Annotated in this window: 3 protein-coding genes and 1 tRNA gene; all 4 read left to right on the top strand. The window is 63.6% G+C overall.

The features are described from left to right. Positions 1 to 1,795: endopeptidase La (gene lon / locus ACE3S9_RS16850; RefSeq protein ID WP_374547634.1), on the top strand; the 1,795-nt coding region annotated here is incomplete at its 5' end. Positions 1,796 to 2,142: 347 nt separating this feature from the next. Beyond that, positions 2,143 to 2,421 carry an HU family DNA-binding protein gene (locus tag ACE3S9_RS16845; protein WP_374547633.1) on the top strand — a complete coding sequence of 93 codons (279 nt, stop codon included), beginning with the start codon at positions 2,143 to 2,145 and terminating at the stop codon, positions 2,419 to 2,421. A 167-nt stretch (positions 2,422 to 2,588) separates the two neighbouring features. Beyond that, a tRNA-Val gene (locus ACE3S9_RS16840) sits at positions 2,589 to 2,664 on the top strand. 17 nt (positions 2,665 to 2,681) lie between these two features. After that, a complete protein-coding gene (locus ACE3S9_RS16835; protein ID WP_374547632.1) occupies positions 2,682 to 3,323 on the top strand; it encodes a hypothetical protein in 642 nt (213 codons plus the stop codon). Positions 3,324 to 3,473 lie beyond the last annotated feature (150 nt).

Here is a 3,473-nt window from a genome sequence, read left to right as displayed (position 1 = left end):
GGTCCTCCAGGTCGAGAAGCGCATCCGCACGCGCGTCAAGCGGCAGATGGAGAAGACCCAGCGCGAATATTATCTGAATGAGCAGATGAAGGCCATTCAGAAGGAGCTGGGCGACGAGGACGGCAAGGACGATCTCTCGGAACTCGAGGACAAGATCAAGAAGACCAAGCTGTCCAAGGAAGCCAGCGACAAGGCCATGGCCGAGTTGAAGAAGCTGCGGCAGATGTCGCCCATGTCGGCGGAAGCCACGGTCGTGCGCAATTATCTCGACTGGCTGGTCTCCATCCCGTGGAACAAGCGCTCCAAGATCAAGAAGGACCTGAATTCGGCGCAGGAGTTGCTCGACGCCGAGCATTACGGTCTGGACAAGGTCAAGGATCGCATTGTCGAATATCTGGCCGTGCAGAGCCGCGCCAACAAGTTGACGGGCCCGATCCTGTGCCTCGTCGGCCCTCCGGGCGTCGGCAAGACCTCGCTCGGCAAGTCGATCGCCAAGGCCACGGGACGCGAATTCGTCCGCATGTCGCTCGGCGGCGTGCGCGACGAGGCCGAGATCCGCGGCCATCGCCGGACCTATATCGGCTCCATGCCCGGCAAGCTGATCCAGTCGATGCGCAAGGCCAAGACCTCCAATCCGCTCTTCCTGCTCGATGAGATCGACAAGATGGGCCAGGATTTCCGCGGCGATCCGTCCTCGGCGCTGCTGGAGGTGCTTGACCCGGAACAGAACGCCACCTTCAACGATCATTATCTTGAAGTGGACTACGACCTGTCGAATGTGATGTTCGTGACGACCGCCAACACGCTGAACATTCCGGCGCCGTTGATGGACCGCATGGAGATCATCCGCATCGCCGGCTATACCGAAGATGAAAAGGCGGTGATCGCGCGCAAGCACCTGATTCCCGCGGCGACCAAGAAGCATGGGCTCAGCCCGACGGAATGGTCGATCGAGGATGCGGCGCTGACCAAGATCATCCGGCGCTACACCCGCGAGGCCGGCGTGCGCAATCTGGAGCGCGAAATCTCCAATCTCGCCCGCAAGGCGGTGAAGGAGATCCTGCTCTCCAAGCCGAAGATCGACAAGGTCGTCGTCACCGAGGACAATGTCGAAACCTATCTCGGCGTGCCGCGCTATCGCTATGGCGAGGCGGAGCTGGAGGATCAGGTCGGCGTGGTCACCGGCCTGGCCTGGACCGAGGTCGGCGGCGAATTGCTGACGATCGAAGGCGTCATGATGCCCGGCAAGGGCCGCATGACGGTCACTGGCAACCTGCGCGACGTGATGAAGGAATCGATCTCGGCGGCGGCGTCCTATGTGCGCTCCCGCGCGGTGGATTTCGGCATCGAGCCGCCGGTGTTCGAGCGGCGTGACATCCATGTCCACGTGCCGGAAGGCGCGACGCCCAAGGACGGCCCGTCCGCCGGCGTGGCCATGGCCACCGCGATCGTCTCGATCATGACCGGCATTCCGGTGCGCCGCGACATCGCCATGACCGGCGAGGTCACCCTGCGCGGCCGGGTCCTGCCGATCGGCGGCCTGAAGGAAAAGCTGCTCGCGGCCTTGCGCGGCGGGCTGAAGAAGGTGCTGATCCCGGAAGACAACGCCAAGGACCTGGTGGATATTCCGGAATCGGTGAAGAACAACCTCGAAATCGTGCCGGTTTCCCGGATGGAAGAGGTTCTGCGTCATGCGCTGCTGCGCATGCCGGAGCCGATTTCCTGGGAGGAGGGCGCGGTCAAGCCGGAAACGGCGGGAGTCGAGGACGAGGCGGTCGGCGTCGTGGCGCATTGACGCGGCTGCCGTTTCGAATATCTCGATAACAGCGCCTTCAGCGCGAAAATACCGGCCGGGACGCCTTGCGTCCCGGCTTTTTTGCGTCGCACAGCGGCTTTTGCACGAAAAGTCGGCCATTTTTCGGGGTTTTTCGGCCCCGTTCGCGCGGAATCCCTTGATTTACAGGGCATACAATCAGAAAGTGGCCTCATCGGATCGGCGCGATTCGAGTTGCGGCGGCCGGAACGGCGCCTTATTCCTGCGCGCCTCGATGGAAAATCGAATTACCGCGGCGTCGGGGCGCGACGCGGTCAGTCATCAGGCGTTGTCGGAGGAGACGCGCCCTTCAAACCAGGGAAGTTCATATGACCAACAAAGCCGAATTGATCGACGCGGTCGCGGAAGCGACGGAACAGTCCAAGGCCGCCGCCGGCGCCTCGCTGGACGCCGTCATCGCCGCCATCACCAATGCGCTGCAGAAGGGTGAGGAAGTCCGCCTCGTCGGCTTCGGCACGTTTTCCGTGAAGACCCGCGCCGCCGGCAAGGGTCGCAATCCGGCGACGGGCGCGGAAATCGAAATTCCCGCCTCCAAGAGCGTCCGCTTCAAGCCCGGCGCCCAGCTCAAGGACGTCGTCAACAAGTAATCGCCTTGGCGGCTGGCGGAACGCCCGCCGCCCGAGGGATCGCCATGGATCACCGGCGAGGGGCCGCTTCGCCGGTGAAATCGCGCCTGCGCTTTCGTTCTTGCAAGCGCGGGCGCGTCGTTTTAAGAGCCGGAGCAGCCGGCGGAAATCCGCCGCGCGCGTCATTTGGGCGGTTAGCTCAGTTGGTAGAGCATCTCGTTTACACCGAGAGGGTCGGCGGTTCGAGCCCGTCACCGCCCACCAATTGCCGGGGAAGGCCGATGTCGGCAGGAAAGATTCGGGATCTTTCGCGTTTTGTCGCCGTGGCTTTGGCCGCCTGCGGCCTCGTCGCGCTGCTGGCGGGCGGCGCGCACGCGATGGAATTCCATTTGCAGAGCGTCGGCTATGGCGCCGAATGCCGGGGCCATTGTCCGCGCGTGATCGTGGCCCAGGGCCAGATCAGCAATTCGACCCCGGAGGAATTCATCGAGTTCCTGCGCGAAAACGCGGGCGACCGCGATTTGCGGACGGTGGTTCTGATCAATTCGCAGGGCGGCTATGTCGTCGCCTCGATGGAGCTGGGCCAGATCTTCCGGCGAATCGGCGCCGCCACCGTCGTCGCCCGTCAATGCCTGTCGGCCTGCGTCTACGCCTTCATGGGCGGCGTGAAGCGGGTCGCGCCGCGCGGGACCTCGCTGGGCATTCACCGCATGTTCGCCAATACGTCCGATGGCGGATTCGAATCGTCGCCGCATCGCGTCTATGACGATGGCTCGCTGGCCGGCGCCTTGGCGCGCTACAGCGCGCGCATGGGGGTCAGCCGCGACCTGATCCGTTTCGCCGAACGGATTTCGTCCAATTCGATTCACATCGTGACGTCCACGCAAATGGCGCAATGGCGGCTCGCGAGCCGCTCGTTCTGAGACGCGCGCGACCGCTGTGCGCGAGGGCGCGCAAGGCGCTTCACGAAATCGCCATAACAGCGCTTGACTTGCCGGCGCGGCTGTCTTAATTCGCAGGCCTCCGATCGATGCAGCAGCGTCGCGGTCGAGCGGGGGAGTAGCTCAGTTGGT

Origin of the sequence: Rhodoblastus sp., assembly GCF_041915505.1 — a bacterium.
Classification (GTDB): Bacteria; Pseudomonadota; Alphaproteobacteria; order Rhizobiales; family Beijerinckiaceae; genus Rhodoblastus.
This window is presented reverse-complemented; position numbering and strand designations above follow the sequence as displayed.

Coding starts and splice junctions, on each gene's coding strand:
- ACE3S9_RS16835 (WP_374547632.1), top strand. CDS start 2,682: ATGTCGGCAGGAAAGATTCGGGATCTTTCGCGTTTTGTCGCCGTGGCT.
- ACE3S9_RS16845 (WP_374547633.1), top strand. CDS start 2,143: ATGACCAACAAAGCCGAATTGATCGACGCGGTCGCGGAAGCGACGGAA.